The 14,939-nt window shown below is 62.9% G+C and carries 18 protein-coding genes; 7 read left to right on the top strand and 11 right to left on the bottom strand.

Annotated features, from left to right (window positions below; genetic code table 11):
- Positions 1–21: 21 nt before the first annotated feature.
- Positions 22–906 carry a LysR substrate-binding domain-containing protein gene (locus tag EOC83_RS21940; protein ID WP_013532551.1) on the bottom strand — a complete coding sequence of 295 codons (885 nt, stop codon included), beginning with the start codon at positions 904–906 and terminating at the stop codon, positions 22–24.
- A 110-nt stretch (positions 907–1,016) separates the two neighbouring features.
- On the opposite strand from EOC83_RS21940, the gene EOC83_RS21945 reads away from it, so the two are divergent.
- Together EOC83_RS21945 and EOC83_RS21950 are read left to right on the top strand one after the other, a co-directional pair.
- A complete protein-coding gene (locus EOC83_RS21945) occupies positions 1,017–1,307 on the top strand; it encodes a muconolactone Delta-isomerase family protein (protein WP_013532552.1) in 291 nt (96 codons plus the stop codon).
- Between the two features lie 173 nt (positions 1,308–1,480).
- On the top strand, positions 1,481–2,479 hold the full coding sequence (locus tag EOC83_RS21950) for a transporter (RefSeq protein ID WP_063167702.1): 999 nt from the start codon (positions 1,481–1,483) through the stop codon (positions 2,477–2,479).
- 16 nt (positions 2,480–2,495) lie between these two features.
- Here EOC83_RS21950 and EOC83_RS21955 read toward each other — a convergent pair whose 3' ends face one another.
- From EOC83_RS21955 to cysS, 8 genes are all read right to left on the bottom strand, one after another.
- A complete protein-coding gene (locus EOC83_RS21955; protein ID WP_013532554.1) occupies positions 2,496–3,182 on the bottom strand; it encodes a glutathione S-transferase family protein in 687 nt (228 codons plus the stop codon).
- Positions 3,183–3,191: 9 nt separating this feature from the next.
- Positions 3,192–4,118 (bottom strand): EamA family transporter RarD, encoded by a 927-nt coding sequence (gene rarD / locus EOC83_RS21960; RefSeq protein ID WP_013532555.1) that lies wholly within the window; start codon positions 4,116–4,118, stop codon positions 3,192–3,194.
- A gap of 83 nt (positions 4,119–4,201) precedes the next feature.
- Entirely contained in the window at positions 4,202–5,824 is a 1,623-nt protein-coding gene (gene cimA, locus EOC83_RS21965; RefSeq protein WP_174299068.1) for a citramalate synthase, read from the bottom strand.
- The gene (pip, locus tag EOC83_RS21970; protein ID WP_013532557.1) at positions 5,821–6,777 is read right to left on the bottom strand and encodes a prolyl aminopeptidase; all 957 of its coding nucleotides are present in this window, start codon (positions 6,775–6,777) and stop codon (positions 5,821–5,823) included. Before pip ends, cimA begins: the two co-directional genes overlap by 4 nt.
- On the bottom strand, positions 6,774–7,250 hold the full coding sequence (locus tag EOC83_RS21975) for a GFA family protein (RefSeq protein WP_013532558.1): 477 nt from the start codon (positions 7,248–7,250) through the stop codon (positions 6,774–6,776). The genes pip and EOC83_RS21975 overlap by 4 nt, the downstream gene beginning before the upstream one ends.
- Positions 7,247–7,738 (bottom strand): GFA family protein, encoded by a 492-nt coding sequence (locus EOC83_RS21980; protein WP_013532559.1) that lies wholly within the window; start codon positions 7,736–7,738, stop codon positions 7,247–7,249. The genes EOC83_RS21975 and EOC83_RS21980 overlap by 4 nt, the downstream gene beginning before the upstream one ends.
- 6 nt (positions 7,739–7,744) lie before the next feature.
- Positions 7,745–8,131: a VOC family protein gene (locus EOC83_RS21985; RefSeq protein ID WP_013532560.1), complete on the bottom strand. Its 387-nt coding sequence runs from the start codon at positions 8,129–8,131 to the stop codon at positions 7,745–7,747.
- Positions 8,128–9,564, bottom strand: a complete 1,437-nt coding sequence (gene cysS / locus EOC83_RS21990; protein WP_013532561.1) for a cysteine--tRNA ligase — start codon at positions 9,562–9,564, stop codon at positions 8,128–8,130. The genes EOC83_RS21985 and cysS overlap by 4 nt, the downstream gene beginning before the upstream one ends.
- A gap of 390 nt (positions 9,565–9,954) precedes the next feature.
- On the opposite strand from cysS, the gene EOC83_RS21995 reads away from it, so the two are divergent.
- A complete protein-coding gene (locus EOC83_RS21995; protein WP_013532562.1) occupies positions 9,955–10,110 on the top strand; it encodes a hypothetical protein in 156 nt (51 codons plus the stop codon).
- 61 nt (positions 10,111–10,171) lie between these two features.
- Here the strand turns inward: EOC83_RS21995 and EOC83_RS22000 are convergent, their stop codons facing one another.
- Entirely contained in the window at positions 10,172–10,933 is a 762-nt protein-coding gene (locus EOC83_RS22000; RefSeq protein WP_013532563.1) for an SOS response-associated peptidase, read from the bottom strand.
- A gap of 128 nt (positions 10,934–11,061) precedes the next feature.
- Between EOC83_RS22000 and EOC83_RS22005 the strand changes: the two genes are divergently transcribed.
- From EOC83_RS22005 to EOC83_RS22020, 4 genes are all read left to right on the top strand, one after another.
- Positions 11,062–11,496: an NUDIX hydrolase gene (locus EOC83_RS22005; protein WP_013532564.1), complete on the top strand. Its 435-nt coding sequence runs from the start codon at positions 11,062–11,064 to the stop codon at positions 11,494–11,496.
- A gap of 81 nt (positions 11,497–11,577) precedes the next feature.
- Complete coding sequence (locus EOC83_RS22010) at positions 11,578–11,955, top strand: TIGR02301 family protein (protein WP_013532565.1); 378 nt, start codon at positions 11,578–11,580, stop codon at positions 11,953–11,955.
- Positions 11,956–12,413: 458 nt separating this feature from the next.
- Positions 12,414–12,671, top strand: a complete 258-nt coding sequence (locus tag EOC83_RS22015; protein ID WP_008874920.1) for a hypothetical protein — start codon at positions 12,414–12,416, stop codon at positions 12,669–12,671.
- A gap of 70 nt (positions 12,672–12,741) precedes the next feature.
- Entirely contained in the window at positions 12,742–13,527 is a 786-nt protein-coding gene (locus EOC83_RS22020; RefSeq protein WP_027162675.1) for a hypothetical protein, read from the top strand.
- Positions 13,528–13,560: 33 nt separating this feature from the next.
- On the opposite strand, the gene EOC83_RS22025 is transcribed toward EOC83_RS22020, so the two are convergent.
- Complete coding sequence (locus EOC83_RS22025; protein WP_063167701.1) at positions 13,561–14,892, bottom strand: dihydroorotase; 1,332 nt, start codon at positions 14,890–14,892, stop codon at positions 13,561–13,563.
- Positions 14,893–14,939: the final 47 nt, after the last annotated feature.

Below are 14,939 nucleotides of genomic sequence, written 5' to 3' on the forward strand. Positions count from 1 at the left end.
CTCCCCTACTCCCCTATTCCCCTACTCCGCCGCAGCCTGCCGCAAATCGGCAATCACCGCGCGCCGGTCATGACGCCGCCAGGCGAGATGGAGTGAAACCGTGCGCTCGAGCCACGGCAGGTCGCGAAACACGATCCGCGGCGGCGCAGCGGCACGCAGGCTGGCTTGCACCGTCGCCAAGCCGAGACCCGCGCTGACAAGGCCGAGCGAGGTCAGCGGGTCCGCCGTCTCATAGGCGATGTCGGGCAAAAAGCCGGCTTTGGCGCAGGCGGCAAGGAACTGGCCGCGATTGGTGTCGTCCGGCTGGCGCACGACGGTGATCCAGGTGCGACCGTCAAGATGGTGAGGCCCGATCTCTGGCACTTCAACGAGTGGGTCATCTTCGGGGATCGCCAGCACCAGCGGCTCATGCCGCAGCGCCATGGCGGCGACATCCGGATCATCATCGGGTGGCGGCGAGTAGACAAAGCCCAGATCCAGCGACCGCTGCCGTAGCCCTTCCAACTGCGCCGCCGAGCGCAGGCTTCTCAGCTGCAGGTGGAAATCCGGCCGGTCGCGACGGAACTGGCGCAGCATCCCGGCGACAAGCCCGGCATGAACGGCCCCTTCGACATAGCCGATGGCGAGCCGGCCGACGGCGCCGCTGGCCAGGTTGCGGCCGAACTCCTCCACACGTCGCGCATTGGACAGCAGCGCGCGGGCCTCGGTGAGGAAGGCGCGGCCCTCGGCGTTGAGATGGACCCGCTGCTTCGACCTCTCAAAGAGGGAAACACCCAACTGCTCCTCGAGCTGGATGATCTGCCGGCTGAGTGGCGATTGGGAAATATGCAGCATTTCGGCTGCGCGCCCGACATTTCCGGTTTCGGCGACCGTGACGAAATAGCGGAGCTGGCGCAGGTCGAACATTTCTCCTCCAAGGCTCAAGTCCCTTTGGGTCTCAACTTTATCCTAATCAGTCTTGGACTGTCTGACCAGCCAAAAGCGATAATCGGCCATCCCAACCAAAGGAGACCGCCATGCAGTTCTTTGCCCTTCTCGCTCGCAACACCGAAAAATTTACCGATGCCGATTTCGCTCCACTTCTGCCCGGCGAAGCCGAACAGCGGCGCACGCTCTACGCCGAAGGGGCGGTACGTCAGGTGTGGAACCGAGGCGACATCCCGGGCAGCGGCATGATGCTCGAGGCTGCTGATGATGCTGAGGTTCGCGGCCACCTCGCCACCTTGCCGTTGGTCAAGGCCGGCATGATGGACATTGCCGCAATCGTGCCCCTCAAGCCCTACCCCGGCTTCGGCCCGAAGCACTGACAGGGCACATCCGGGGGTGACGAAGGCGTCACCCCCGGATTGACACGGGGATCGACAGACTGTGATCGGCTGTCAAGAAACCGTCACACGAAACCGGCTTCGCGCGTGCTAGGAATCAGTATCAGGCAGCCGCCGTGCGGCGCCATCTTCGGAACATGCATCTGGCACCGCCCATGGACATCACTCTCGCCCCGGAAGGCACCGATCTCTCGCCCTACCTGCCCGACGAGCACGGACTGTTCTTCATCTATCACTTCACCGCTGAGGGCGTGCGAACCAGGGACGCCGCCGCCGCGCACTGGACATGGCGCAGCTACCAGCTTTCCGACATGCGGGCCCGTCACGAAATCGGCGCCGATCGGGTTTTGCCGGCACCGGCGCGTGAAGCTTTCCTGTCCGCCAGCCATGGCTGCCACATCGACCTCGAGGACGACTGGCTCTATGGCGATCTGCCGGACCTGCGCCATGACTATTCGGCGGAAGCGGGCGGGCTTGGCCATTTCCGCTTCGCGCTCAATGACACGATGCTGGTCGGCGCCCGCAAGCAACCGCTGCAGTCGGTCGACAACATCCGCAAGGCGATCGAGAATGGATCGCGCAAGTTCCGCTCGCCAGCCGAGTTGATCGAGGCTGTCGTCGGCCAGTCGTTCGATGGCATGGTGGCGGAACTTGCGGCACTCGGCGACAGTCTCGACGGCATCGAAGACCGTATCGTCTGCGACGCATGGCACAATGAACGGCAATCCCTGGTCGACGCGCGCCGGCATCTGGTGGTGATCCACAGGCAGATGGCGACGCTGACCAATCTGTTCCGTCACCTTGATCATTCGCACCGCAACGACCTGCCAGACAGCATCAACGACATGGCCGCGCGCCTTTCACACCGGGCGCAGACGCTGCACTATGACGGCGAGCAATTGCAGGCGCGCGCCCGGCTATTGCAGGACGAGCTTATGGCAAAGCTGACGACGCAGTCGAACCGGCTGCTGTACGTCCTGTCGGTGATGACGGCGGTGCTGTTGCCGATGACCATCATCTCAGGCCTGTTCGGCATGAACGTTGGGGGCCTGCCGCTGGTCGACACGCCAATGGGCTTTTGGGTGGTGACGGCTGTGTCGATGGTGATCGCGGGCGCGACCTATCTCTTTGTCAGGCGGCTCGGACAGATGTAGCACCCGCCGGCAGCTTTCACGCAGTGGCGCGAAGATCCTCGATGATGGTGCCGGCGGCGGCCACTTCCGCTTCGTGATCGGGCTCGCGCCAGGTCTCGGCAAGCCCAGCCGCATGCCATTCGCGCATCGCCGGCAGAGCAAGCAACTGCGCCGGATACGCTGCAGCCGCACCCTCGAAGGAGAGCCCATAAGACTGTGCGCGGAACGCCACCGGGGCAAAGAAAGCATCTACTGCGGTGAAATGAGCGCCCGCCAGAAATGGCCCGCCGAAACGAGCAAGACCATCATTCCAGAGGTCGCCGAGGCGAAAGAGGTCCTGCTTCAGCGCATCGGACATCGGAAACGGCTCTACCCGCACGCCGCAACTCATCGGACAGGCGCTGCGCAATGCGGTGAAGCTCGAATGCATCTCGGCGGCGGCCGAGCGCGCCCAGGCGCGCGCCTTGGCTTCGACGGGCCACACGCCATGGTGGCGTTCGGCCAGATATTCGACGATGGCCAGCGAATCCCAGACCGCCCAGCCGTCGTCGACCAGGCACGGCACGCGGCCGCTCGGTGAGAAGGAACGGTACAGATCCCAGCTCGATCCGGTCGGGAATGGCGTCAGCCGTTCCTCGAATGGGATATCCAGCGCGCGCATCAGCACCCAGGGCCGCAGCGACCATGAGGAATAATTTTTGTTGGCGATATGCAGCAGGTACATCGAACCCCCTTACCGTGCGGGCTGCGGCGCGGCGCGTCGCGCTGTCGTCAACATCGACCAGGAATAGACTGCCAAAGCCGCCCAGATCAGCGCAAAGGCGATGGCCTGGATGGTGCCGAAAGGCTCGTCGAAGATCAGAACGGCGATCAGGAACACCATGGTCGGCGCGATATATTGCATGATGCCGATGGTTGACAGCCGCAGCAGCTTGGCGCCGAAGGCGAACAGCAACAACGGCACCGATGTGACTGGACCGCAGCCGATCAGCAACGCCGTATCCGTGCCACTGCTGGATACGATGTGGTCCTGTCCGGTCGCGATGAGATAGACTATGTAGCCAAGTGCCGGCACCGACAGCAGAAGGACTTCGAGCAAAAATCCCTGGCTCGGGCCGATCGGCAGCGTCTTGCGGAAGAAGCCGTAGGCGGCGAAGGAAAACGCCAGTGCCAACGACACCCAGGGCAGCTTGCCGCCTTCGATGGTCAGCACGGCGACGGCGACGGCCGCCAGCACCACCGCCGCGATCTGCAGCCGGTCGAGCCGCTCGCCGAGCAGCAGCGCGCCGACAACGACGCTGACCAGGGGATTGATGTAGTAGCCGAGCGCGGTTTCGACGGTGCGGTCGACCGCGATCGCCCAGACATAGATGCCCCAGTTGACCGAGATCAGCGCCGCCGTCAGCGCGGCCATGGCGATGGTGCGCGGCGAACGAAGCGCCGCCTTGAAATCCGCCGTGCGGCCGGCCCAGATCAGAACGGCGGCGGCGATCGGCACCGACCAGACGATGCGATGGGCAATGACTTCCGCGAGCGGCAGATGAGCGACCGCCTTCATGTAGAAGGGCAGCAATCCCCATAGCAGATAGGCGCCGAGCGCCAGCAGAAAGCCGCGCCGGGCCTTGGACTCTGCATCCAGGGTAATTGCTTCAGTGGCCATGGGCCAACGCTATGGCCCAGTCACCTTGGCAAGACCATCGCAAAGTTCTGATGGATCAATGGACTTTCGCTGATGGTTCAACCCTATTCGGCGGCCACCAGTCCGGCCATCTCGCGGTTCTTCATCAGCTTGTAGACGATGGAATCCATCAGCGCCTGGAACGAGGCGTCGATGATGTTCTCGGAAACGCCGACCGTCCACCAGCGCGCGCCGGTGCCGTCATGCGATTCGATCAGAACGCGGGTGATCGCCTCGGTACCGCCATTGAGGATACGCACCTTGAAGTCGGCCAGCTCCATGTCGGCGATCTCGCCCTGGAATTTGCCGAGGTCCTTGCGCAGCGCGATGTCGAGTGCGTTGACCGGGCCATGCCCCTCGGCCACCGACATCTTCTCCTCGCCATCGACCACCACCTTGACGATCGCTTCGGAGACCGTCTTCAACTGGCCGTTGGCGTCGAAGCGGCGCTCGACCATACAGCGGAACGAGGTGACGTTGAAGAATTCCGGCAGGCCGTGCAGCATCTTGCGGGCGAGGAGTTCGAAGCTGGCATCGGCGCCTTCATAGGCATAGCCCTCGGCCTCGCGCTCCTTGACCACGGATATCAGCGCGTCGAGCCGGTGATCGTCCTTCGGCACCTCAATGCCGCGTCGCCTCAGCTCGGCGAGGAAATTGGCCTTGCCGCCCTGGTCCGAGACCATGACACGGCGGCGGTTGCCGACCGTTTCGGGGGGGACGTGCTCGTAGGTCGCCGGCTCCTTGGCCAGTGCGGAGGCATGAATGCCGGCCTTGGTGGCGAAGGCGGAAGCGCCGACATAGGGCGCTTGCGCCTCTGGCGCTCGGTTCAGGAGTTCGTCGAATGCGCGCGACAACCTGGAAATGCCTGTCAGCGCCTCAGCCGAAATGCCAGTTTCGAAACGATCGGCGAAGGCCGGCTTTAGCGCCAGCGTTGGCACGATCGAGATCAAATTGGCGTTGCCGCAGCGCTCCCCGATGCCGTTGAGCGTGCCCTGGATCTGGCGCACGCCAGCCTCGACAGCGGCGAGGGAATTCGCCACGGCCTGGCCGGTGTCGTCATGGGCATGGATGCCGAGATGATCGCCTGAAATGCCTGATAAAATAACCTTCTCGACGATGGCGCGGACTTCCGATGGCTGCGTGCCGCCATTGGTGTCGCACAGCACCACCCAACGCGCCCCGGCATCATAGGCGGTCCTGGCGCAGGCCAGCGCATAGTCGGGATTGGCCTTGAAGCCATCGAAGAAATGCTCGCAGTCGACCAATGCCTCCTTGCCGGCGGCGATCGCCGCCTCGACGGAGGCCTTGATGGCATCGAGGTTCTCCTCATTGGTGCAGCCGAGCGCGACACGGACGTGGTAGTCCCAGCTCTTGGCGACGAAGCAGATGGCATCCGATTTCGATTGCACAAGAGACGCTAGGCCGGGATCGTTGGACGCCGACACCCCTGCCCGCTTGGTCATGCCGAAGGCGACGAATTTGGCGCGCTCCGTGCGCTTCTCCTGGAAGAAGGCGGTGTCGGTCGGGTTGGCGCCGGGATAGCCGCCTTCGACATAGTCGAGGCCAAAAGCGTCAAGCAGTTTTGCGATGGCGATCTTGTCCTCGACGGAAAAGTCGATGCCCGGCGTCTGCTGGCCATCGCGCAATGTGGTGTCGAAGAGATAGAGGCGCTCGCGGGTCATGGTCATTTGCCTGCAAACTTGTCCGTCGCGCGGATCAGCCGGTCGAGGATACCCGGCTCCGAATAAGCATGGCCGGCGCCCTCGATCAGATGGAAATCCGCCTTTGGCCAGGCCTTGTGCAGCGCCCAGGCATAGCGCGCCGGGCATGGCATGTCGTAGCGGCCATGGACGATGGTGCCGGGGATGTCGCTCAGCCTGTGCGCGTCGCGCAGCAATTGTCCCTCTTCCAGCCAGCCGGCATGGACGAAATAGTGGTTCTCGATGCGGGCGAACGCGACGGCATAGTCGTCCTGCCCAAACGGACCGCTTGTCTCAGGCTCCGGCAACAGCGTGATCGTTTCGCCTTCCCACAGGCTCCAGGCGCGGGCCGCCTCGATCTGCGCCTTTCGATCCGTGCCGACCAGCCGCTTGCGATAGGCGACCATCATGTCGCTGCGCTCGGCCTCCGGGATCGGCGCCAGGAAGCGCTCCCATTTGTCCGGGAACATTTCCGAGACGCCGAACTGATAGTACCATTCCAGTTCCGCACGCGTCAGCGTGTAGATGCCGCGCACCACCAGTTCGCTGACGCGTTCTGGGTGGGTCTCGGCGTAGGCGAGCGCAAGCGTCGACCCCCAGGAGCCGCCGAACACCAGCCATTTGTCGAAGCCGGCCATTTCGCGCAGCCGTTCGATGTCGGCGACCAGGTGCCATGTCGTATTGGCTTCGAGCGAGGCGTTGGGCGTCGATTTTCCGCAGCCACGCTGGTCGAACAGGATGACATCGTAGAGCTTCGGGTCGAACAGCCGCCGGTGTTTTGGCGAAATGGTGCCGCCCGGCCCGCCATGCAGGAACACCGCCGGCTTGGCGCCTTTAGTGCCGGAACGCTCCCAGTAGACCTGGTGGCCGTCGCCGACATCGAGCATGCCGGAATCGAACGCCTCGATCTCGGGATAAAGCGTACGCAATTGACTGCTCATAGTTGTAAACCTTTGGTCGGCCAGTCCGGCGTTTCATGGTCTGGGTGCTGGAAGGAGATGATGGATTCCTGCCTGTTGTAATAATCAGGATCCTGGTGGACGGGCTGATCGAAGATCGTCTCCACCCAGGGCAACCGCGCGGCATAGTTGACCTGGATCTGCGGTGCCAGGTCCGAACGGTCGTCGAAGGCACCGATCGCGATTTCCAGCCCGCCGGGCTGCCGATATGTCAGCGGCGTGCCGCAGCGGGCGCAGAAACCACGATCGATGTTGACCGACGACTGGAAGTAACTCGGCTCTTCATGGGTCCATTCGACGCCATCTCTGGGCACCGTGACCAGCGCGCCGAAGAACGAGCCGAACTGCTTCTGGCACATGCGGCAATGGCAGATGGACGGACGGCCGAGCGCTCCATGAACGCGGAAGCGCACGGCGCCACACTGGCAGCCGCCGGTTCTTACCTGATCGGTCATGATCTTTCCTTTGGCGGCCATTGTTCGGTGTCGTGGTCGGGGTGCTGGTAGGAAACGAGATCGGCCAGATAGGAGGCCGACGACATGTCGGCCATGGTGTCCTCGCCCGGCAGTTGCGGGATCGAGTCGACATAGGGCAGCTTTGCCTCGATCCCCCATTGAATCAGCGGCACGATCTCCGCTGGATTGTCGAACGCACCGATGGCGAGGCCAACCCCGTCCGGCGCGGTGAAGGTCAGCGGCGTGCCGCAATCGGCGCAAAAACCGCGATCGACATGGTTGGACGAACGGAAGTATTTCGGCTCGCCGCGCGTCCAGTCGAGCCTGGCGCCACGCACCGAAACCAGCGGCGCGTAGAACGCGCCGAACGCCTTCTGGCACATGCGGCAATGGCAGACCGAAGCGTCGCCCAAAGCGCCTTCAACGCGAAAGCGCACCGCGCCGCACTGGCAGCCGCCGGTATAGATCGGTCGGTTGTCGAGGCTCATCGCTGATCACTCCGGCGCATGGCAGACGGCCTCGACGTTGTTGCCGTCGGGATCGAGGACGAAGGCGCCATAGTAGTCCGGGTGATAGTGCGGGCGCAGGCCCGGCCCGCCATTGTCCTTGCCGCCGGCGGCAAGCGCCGCAGCATAGAAGGCTTCGACCTCGGCGCGGCTGCGCGCGGTGAAGGCGACGTGCTGATGGGCCTTCTGACCATCCTTGCCTTCCTGCAGCCAGAATACCGGCCGATCGCGACCGTAGCCACCGACCTTTTTACCGCCGGTGTACTCCAGCGGCACCATATACAACAGCGCGGCACCAAGCGGCGCCATCGCCTTGTCATAGAAAGCCTTCGAAGCGTCGAAATCGGCAACGTTGATGCCGAGATGATCGATCATCTTTTTACCTCCCAGGTGGTGATGCGTTCGCCTGTGACCGGATCCTTGCCGTCCTTCAACTGTATCCCCTGGGCCAGCAGGTCGTCGCGGATGCGGTCGGCTTCGGCCCAGCTCTTGGCGGCGATGAACGCGAGACGCTTGGCGATGGCCTTGCCGACGTGGCCTTCATCAACCTTCGCCGACGCGACGTCGAAGCCGAGGAACAGCAGCGACGCCTTCAGCGATGCAGCGGCATCGTTGCCGTCCATTGCCTCGCCGGCCAACTGGGTCAGGACCTGGAAGGCGGCATAGGTGGCGAGATCGTCCGACAAGGCGTCAATGATCTCCACGGGCACCTGTCCCGCCGCCGTCGGCGCGAGGTCGGCCCCCCGCTTCCATTTTCGCAGGGTGTTCTCGGCCTCTTCCAGCTTGCGCACGGAAAAGTCGATCGGCTCGCGATAATGCGTCATCAGCATCGCCAGCCGCAGCACCTCGCCCGGCCATTTGCGGCCGCCGAAGGTCTCGGTCTCCAGGAGTTCGTTGATCGAGTAGAAGTTGCCGAGGCTCTTCGACATTTTCTGCCCTTCGACCTGCAGGAAGCCGTTGTGCATCCAGATGTTGGCCATCATTTCGGTGCCATGGGCGCAACGCGACTGGGCGATCTCGTTTTCATGGTGCGGGAAGATCAGGTCGAGGCCGCCGCCATGGATGTCGAAGACCTCGCCGAGATAGGCGGCCGACATCGCCGAGCACTCGATGTGCCAGCCCGGCCGACCCCTGCCCCATGGCGAATTCCAGCCCGGCTCCTCCGGTGACGACAACTTCCAGAGGACAAAATCGCCGGGATTTTTCTTATGCGCGTCGACGGCGACGCGAGCACCGGCCTGCTGCTCGTCGAGATTGCGCTTCGACAGCTGGCCGTAGTCGGGCATCGACGCCGTGTCGAACAGGACTTCGCCCGCAGCAACATAGGCATGGCCGCGTTCGATCAGGCTTTGAATCAAGGTGATCATGTCAACCTTGCCGTCGGCACGGGGCTCGACGAATTCGGTGGCGCGCGGCTCGACCGTCGGCTCCAGGCAGCCGAGAACCGCCACGTCGCTGTGGAACTGGTCGGCGGTCTTTTCGGTGACCCGCCTGATCGCCTCATTCAACGACAGCGTGCCGGAAGCGATCTCGCCGCCGAAATCGCGCAAAGCGCGCGCATTGATCTTGTCGTCTACGTCGGTGATGTTGCGCACATAGGTGACGTGCGTCTGCCCATAGAGATGGCGCAGCAAGCGGAACAGCACGTCGAAGACGATCACCGGCCTGGCATTGCCGATATGAGCAAAGTCGTAGACGGTCGGGCCGCAGACATACATGCGCACGTTCAGCGGATCGATCGGGACGAAATCCTCTTTCGTCCGCGTCAGCGTGTTGTAGAGGCGCAGGCCCTGCGATGCGTCGGACATTCGTGCCTTCCCGGTTCAGAACTCAATTCGACGAAGCCAGCCCTGCGCGAACGCAAATCAGGCTCCAGCCTGCTGGCCGGGGCGTTTGTCCAATCTGGGGAGAGATGAGGCGAAAACGTCCGGACCAGCGCGAGGCTAGCCAATAATGCAAATGCCACAAATGGCGAAAGACGTTTTCATGGGCGGCTTTATCGCCTTGGCTTGTGTTGCCGTCAAGTCGCAAGTTTCGGCAAAACCGTCGCTGGGTCACAGGTAATGATGCACTGAAACATTTTATTAAACATGTCGGCACAGTCATGAAACATTCGCCGGCTAGATCAGCAGGCGTCACGATTTGGTCAGAATCGGCCATCAAACGCAGACACGAAAATGTTACCAGGGAAGAGAGACATGCCCCGAACCAAGCAGGAAGCCAACCGCGCCAAGCAGCCGGCGCTGGCCAACCACTATCGCGCAATCGGCCCGGCCGCGATCGTCGCCGCCCTTCTCCATACCGCCAAGAAGAAAAAGCCGGCGCAGAAGATCGTTTCGCCCCGCGCTGCCTGAAGGGGTGGGCGGCCGGCGCCAATGGCGCCAGAAATGAAGGCGCCGACGCGCGCGCCCTCTGCTAGAACAACGTCATCTGACTGTCGTCCGCGCCGGACTTCTGGCGCTTGACCTTCTCGGGCTCCGGCCCGATCTCGCCCCGCTCCTGAATCTCCGGTCCGGTGTTGGCGACCTTGTTGACGAGGTCGGAGACCGGAATTGCCTCGAAGAAATCGAGCTGAGCCGGCCGCAACAGATCGGCGACATCACGCGGTTCGAGCGTGCGGCAATCCAGCCAACGGGCGAAATCCCTGGGGTCGATCACCACCGGCATGCGGTCGTGGATATGCGCGATGTCGGCATTGGCGTTGATGGTCAGGATGGCGCCGGTGTCCATTTCCGAACCGCCCGGCTCGGCATAGGTCTCGATCAGCCCGGCGAAGGCAACCAACCCGCCATGCCTGGGGCGTATCCAGTAAGGCTGCCCCTTCTTGCCACCGGTTTGCCGCCATTCATAAAAGCCGGACGCCGGCACCAAAGCGCGGCGATGGCGCATGGCGGCCTTGAACGACGCCTTTTCGGCAGCCCCTTCGGAGCGCGCGTTGAACAGCAGCGGAAACTCGCGTGTATCCTTCACCCAGGTCGGGATCAGCCCCCAGCGCACCAGCATTGGCTGCCGGTCCGGCAGATTGGAGCCCGGCGCCTGCGGAGGGCCGGCGACCGCCATCAGGATCGGCTGCGTCGGGGCGATGTTGTAGCGCGCCGGGAAATCCTCAAGCCCCGCCACGTCCAGAAAGGCAGCGGTCTGATCCGGCGTCGCGGTCAAGGCGAAACGTCCGCACATGGTCGATTGGTGCCCTTCGAAAGGTTCGGCTTCTGAAAGTGGCGATGGAACCGGCGTTGCGCAACCGCTAAAACTTGTCCACGCTGGCCGGTCCACAACTGACCGGCCTTCAGCCTGATTGGGAATCCATGAACGAAGCGCGCAAAATACTTCCGGCAGTCTCGGTCGCCGTCGTGCGGGCAGACACCGTGCTTCTGGTCAAGCGAGCCCGGCAACCGTCGCAAGGGCTCTATGCCTTTCCGGGCGGCAAGGTCGAACCTGGTGAGACGCTGGAGGCAGCGGCAGAGCGCGAACTTCAGGAAGAAACCGGTTTGCGTGCCACAAATTATCGCCCGCTGCGGGAAATCCGCATCGACGGCCGGGATGACAGCCACCCGGTCGATTATCTCCTCACAGTCTTCGGCGCCGCCTATGCCGGCGGCGAGGCCGTGGCCAGCGACGATGCGGAGACGGCGGCCTTCTATACGCTCAGCGAGATGGCGGCGCTGCCGCTGGCAGGCTCGGTATTCGCGGTCGCCGAAGACTTGTTGGCCCCCGGCGGAAACGCCGGACTGCTGTCCTGAAATCAACTTGCGGGCCACAAATTGTTTCGCCACAAAGACTTATGCTGTTTAGCAGAGCCACGCAGCTGGTAGAGAAGGCTTATGAATCGTCCATCCATGCTCCTCGCCGTGTGTCTTGCGGTCGGCGCGACCGTTTCGATACGGCCCGCGCTCAGCGCCGAGTCGCCGTTCGAGCCCGGGTTGATGCGGCTGGCGGAGGTTCTGGGCTCGCTGCATTTCCTGCGCAATCTGTGCGGCGAAAAGGGCGACCAGTGGCGTGTCGAGATGACAAAACTGCTCGATTCGGAAAATCCGGACGCCGAGCGGCGCGCCCGCTTCATTGCCAGCTTCAATCGCGGCTACCGCTCCTTCGGCGGCACCTATACGAGGTGCACGCCCTCGGCGACCGAAGCCATCAGCCGCTACATGAAGGAAGGCGAGACGCTGTCTCGCGACATCGCCTCGCGTTACGGCAACTAATGCATGTCGCCCAAAAGTGGCTGCGGTTTTGGGAGAACGACACGCATAAAAACGAAAACCTAAAGCGCCTCGCCTGAATCCGTTCAAACGCAGCGCGCTTTAGGCACTCGCTCATCGACAACTATCCGAACCATTGCTGGGTACAGCCGATATATCGGCTTGTGCCAGGCGATATCTTGGTGCAATCCTCATGTTGCACTTCTGCAACAGTATTAACGAAACCCTACCGCGCGAAAGCGGAATTAACTCAAACTGAAGGTTTTCGCCCCGCAGGCCGCCCCAATCGGCTAAGTTTGACTCGAACTGAACGCAGTTTCGCACAAGGCAATCGGGCTTTGTAAAAGACGATCAAAAAAATGTCGTATTTACAAATACTTAATTGTCCCTGGGTGTGAAATGAACAGATCAGGCCTGATCCACATCAATGGATCGCAGCTTGAAAGGGTGGACATTCGCTTATGGAACATGGTGTCAACGACATCGACGCGCTGGTCAGGGAAGAAAAACGCTTGACCGCCGTGGAAAGCCACAGCGAGGCCTGGGCGGAAGGTCTCTCCGCCGGGATAGAGCCCGAGATCATTGCCGAAGCAGCGCTCGAAACAGCCTTCGGCGAGATGTTGCGTGCCAATGGCGAGACCTCGGCCCTTGCCCTGCTCGACCGTATGCGTGAAAAGGTGATTGCTGGCGCCTTCGAACCTGAACGGCTGCGGCACTGAACCGACGTCCGGTTCTTTGACGGCAATATGCCGCTCGGGCGTCATGCCCGTAAGCAGGGAGAAACGGGCAGTGAGTTTTTCGATGTCAGGCAAGCCGCGTGGCTTGGTCCTTCGCATCTCTTTCGCCGCTTGCTGTGCCGCGATTCCCCTGGTTGTGTGTCTCGCGAGCAGCCCCGCCTATGCGCTGAGCGAAATCAAGCGCGAAGAGCTCCCCCCGACGGTCACGCCGCCGGCCGACGACATGTCGCCCCCCGGAAGCACCGTGCCAATGCCCAACCCGGTCGGGACGCCGCCGCCGTCTAGCCAGCCGACTGCTCCTGCCGAAGCCGAGCCGGACAGTCCGGCGGATGGCGGCGTGACCAGGCCACGCGTCGATCCGGACACGCCGGTGCCCGAGGTCATCTACGATCTCGGCAAGCTGCCGGAACCAGTGCGGCGCATGCATGATTTGATCGTCGAAGCCTGCAAGGGCGGCGATATCGAAAAGTTGCGGCCGTTGATCGGCACGGGCGACAACACAACGCAATTGTCCCTAACCGACATTGATGGCGATGCCGTCGCCTTCCTCAAGGGCCTCTCGGGAGACCCGGACGGCCAGGAAATCCTGGCCATCCTGGAGGAGGTGCTTGATGCCGGCTACGTCCACCTCGATGCCGGCACGCCACAAGAGCTCTATGTGTGGCCGTATTTCTTCGCCCTCCCGCTGGACAAGCTGGACGCCAAGCAGCGGGTCGAACTGTTCAAGATCGTCACCGCTGGCGATTTCGACGACATGAAGCAGTTCGGCGCCTATATTTTCTATCGCGTCGGTATCACCCCTAGCGGACAGTGGTCATTCTTCGTCGCCGGGGATTGAGAGCGGCTCTTCCCACCCACGGGGGTAGGGAGCCTAGCGGGGCAATGCCTCAGAAAACTCCACCGCCCTACCCTGGCTTGGCGTGGCGATCTCGCCTTCCCACATCACGCGGCGGCCGCGAATGACGGTGCCGACCGGCCAGCCGACCACTTCTCTCCCGTCATAAGGCGTCCAGCCGGCTTTCGAGCCGGCCTGCGCATTGGTGATGGTCTGGCGCCGCTTCATATCGACGATGGTGAAGTCGGCCTCGTAGCCGGCAGCGATGCGGCCCTTTCTCGCCATGCCGAAGATCCGCTGCGGGCCGTGGCTAGACAGGTCGACAAAGCGCTGCAAGGTCAGCCGGCCGGCATTGACGTGGTCGAGCATGATCGGCACCAGCGTCTGCACGCCGGTCATCCCCGACGGTGAGGCCGGATAGGGCTTTGCCTTCTCGGCCAGCGTGTGCGGCGCGTGGTCGGAGCCGAGCACATCGACGATGCCTTGCGCAATGCCATGCCAGACGCCATCGCGATGGCGCGCGGCACGCACCGGCGGGTTCATCTGGATCAGCGTGCCAAGCCTGAGATAGTCGTCGGCGCTCAGCGTCAAATGATGTGGCGTCGCCTCGCAGGTCGCGACATCCTTGTGTTGTTCGAGGAACACAATCTCCTCGGCGGTCGAGATGTGTAGAACATGGATGCGGGCACGGGCGTTTCGCGCAATGCGTACCAGCCGTTCGGTACAGCGCAAGGCGGCGATCTCGTCGCGCCAGACAGGGTGCGATGCCGGGTCGCCTTCGATGCGTTCGCCAAGGCGCTCGCGCAGCCGGAATTCGTCTTCCGAATGAAAGGCGGCGCGCCGGCGCGTGTTTCTCAGGATCGACGCCACGCCCTCGTCATCCTCGACCAGCAGGTCGCCAGTGGACGAGCCCATGAAAACCTTGATCCCGGCCGCACCCGGCAGCCGCTCAAGCTCGCCGACATCCCCGGCATTCTCGCGGGTGCCGCCGACCCAGAAGGCGAAATCGCAATGCATGCGCCCCGTGCCGCGCCGGACCTTGTCGGCAAGCGCTGCCTCGCTGGTGGTCAGCGGATTGGTGTTGGGCATCTCGAACACGGCGGTGACGCCGCCAAGCACGGCAGCGCGCGAACCCGTTTCCAAATCTTCCTTGTGCTCCAGTCCCGGCTCGCGAAAATGCACCTGGCTGTCGACGACACCCGGCAGGATATGCAGGCCGCGGCAGTCGATCGTCTCGCCGGCCGAGGCCTGGCGGAGATCGCCGATGGCAGCGATGCGCCCGTCCTTCACGCCGATGTCGCGAGCCCCTTCGCCGTCATGGTTGACCACTGTGCCGCCTGTCAGGATGAGGTCGTAGATCATGGCCATGCTCTCTTGCGGGGGGAGTGCCAGCGGCTTACGTAAAGGCCGACCAT

Source organism: Mesorhizobium sp. Primo-A (assembly GCF_003997175.1).
Classification (GTDB): domain Bacteria; phylum Pseudomonadota; class Alphaproteobacteria; order Rhizobiales; family Rhizobiaceae; genus Mesorhizobium; species Mesorhizobium ciceri.

What these genes read in the sequence shown, in the direction of transcription:
- EOC83_RS21940 (WP_013532551.1), bottom strand. Translation starts at nt 906, where the DNA reads ATGTTCGACCTGCGCCAGCTCCGCTATTTCGTCACGGTCGCCGAAACC.
- EOC83_RS21980 (WP_013532559.1), bottom strand. Translation starts at nt 7,738, where the DNA reads ATGAGCCTCGACAACCGACCGATCTATACCGGCGGCTGCCAGTGCGGC.
- EOC83_RS21950 (WP_063167702.1), top strand. Translation starts at nt 1,481, where the DNA reads ATGGACATCACTCTCGCCCCGGAAGGCACCGATCTCTCGCCCTACCTG.
- EOC83_RS21955 (WP_013532554.1), bottom strand. Translation starts at nt 3,182, where the DNA reads ATGTACCTGCTGCATATCGCCAACAAAAATTATTCCTCATGGTCGCTG.
- EOC83_RS22005 (WP_013532564.1), top strand. Translation starts at nt 11,062, where the DNA reads ATGAACGAAGCGCGCAAAATACTTCCGGCAGTCTCGGTCGCCGTCGTG.
- EOC83_RS21975 (WP_013532558.1), bottom strand. Translation starts at nt 7,250, where the DNA reads ATGACCGATCAGGTAAGAACCGGCGGCTGCCAGTGTGGCGCCGTGCGC.
- EOC83_RS22015 (WP_008874920.1), top strand. Translation starts at nt 12,414, where the DNA reads ATGGAACATGGTGTCAACGACATCGACGCGCTGGTCAGGGAAGAAAAA.
- rarD (WP_013532555.1), bottom strand. Translation starts at nt 4,118, where the DNA reads ATGGCCACTGAAGCAATTACCCTGGATGCAGAGTCCAAGGCCCGGCGC.
- cimA (WP_174299068.1), bottom strand. Translation starts at nt 5,824, where the DNA reads ATGACCATGACCCGCGAGCGCCTCTATCTCTTCGACACCACATTGCGC.
- EOC83_RS21995 (WP_013532562.1), top strand. Translation starts at nt 9,955, where the DNA reads ATGCCCCGAACCAAGCAGGAAGCCAACCGCGCCAAGCAGCCGGCGCTG.
- EOC83_RS21945 (WP_013532552.1), top strand. Translation starts at nt 1,017, where the DNA reads ATGCAGTTCTTTGCCCTTCTCGCTCGCAACACCGAAAAATTTACCGAT.
- pip (WP_013532557.1), bottom strand. Translation starts at nt 6,777, where the DNA reads ATGAGCAGTCAATTGCGTACGCTTTATCCCGAGATCGAGGCGTTCGAT.
- cysS (WP_013532561.1), bottom strand. Translation starts at nt 9,564, where the DNA reads ATGTCCGACGCATCGCAGGGCCTGCGCCTCTACAACACGCTGACGCGG.
- EOC83_RS22025 (WP_063167701.1), bottom strand. Translation starts at nt 14,892, where the DNA reads ATGGCCATGATCTACGACCTCATCCTGACAGGCGGCACAGTGGTCAAC.
- EOC83_RS21985 (WP_013532560.1), bottom strand. Translation starts at nt 8,131, where the DNA reads ATGATCGATCATCTCGGCATCAACGTTGCCGATTTCGACGCTTCGAAG.
- EOC83_RS22000 (WP_013532563.1), bottom strand. Translation starts at nt 10,933, where the DNA reads ATGTGCGGACGTTTCGCCTTGACCGCGACGCCGGATCAGACCGCTGCC.
- EOC83_RS22010 (WP_013532565.1), top strand. Translation starts at nt 11,578, where the DNA reads ATGAATCGTCCATCCATGCTCCTCGCCGTGTGTCTTGCGGTCGGCGCG.